The 580-nt window shown below is 76.2% G+C and carries 1 protein-coding gene and 1 pseudogene; both read left to right on the plus strand.

The window, feature by feature from the left end; genetic code table 11:
* Positions 1-241: pseudogene (locus ESO86_RS18225) on the plus strand (DUF7059 domain-containing protein); the annotation flags it as partial.
* 76 nt (positions 242-317) lie between these two features.
* On the plus strand, positions 318-580 hold a 263-nt coding region (locus ESO86_RS18230), incomplete at its 3' end, for a DnaJ domain-containing protein (RefSeq protein WP_165308444.1).

Consider the following 580-nt stretch of genomic DNA (forward strand, 5'->3'; position numbering starts at 1 on the left):
GGGCGCCGAGCAGCCGACCGTGATCCTGCTGCGACAGGGCGGCGGCTTCGGGCGGGTCGTCGATGCGGGCACGGGCCTCGCGGCGCTCGTCGGGGCGGCCGACGGCGAACTGCCGCTCGGCGTGCTCGTCGACGCGATCGCCGACCTGCTCGAGGTCGACCGCGGCGAACTGTGGGACGAGCTCGCGCCCGCGACGCGCGAGCTCGTCGCGGGCGGGATGCTGCGGCCCGTCGTCGACTGAGGCGGCCTCGGAGGCGGCGCACGGCGAGATCCCCGATGGCGGCGGTATCCTCGTGGCTGCCACCGAAAGCGAGCCCATGCCCGACTCCCCACTGTCCGATTCGCCCTACGAGGTGCTCGGCGTCGCCTCCGATGCGGATGCCGCGGCGCTGCGCCTCGCGTACCGTCGAGCGCTGCGCCACGCGCACCCCGACACGGGCGGCGATGCCACGCGGTTCCACGCCGTGCAACGCGCCTGGGAACTCGTCGGCACCCCGGAGGCGCGCGCGGCGTTCGATCGCGGGTCCGGCGGCGGAATGGCGGAGCCCCAGCACGAGGCGTGGGCGCCGTCGGCGCCCCA

This window comes from Agromyces binzhouensis (assembly GCF_004135055.1).
Classification (GTDB): domain Bacteria; phylum Actinomycetota; class Actinomycetes; order Actinomycetales; family Microbacteriaceae; genus Agromyces; species Agromyces binzhouensis.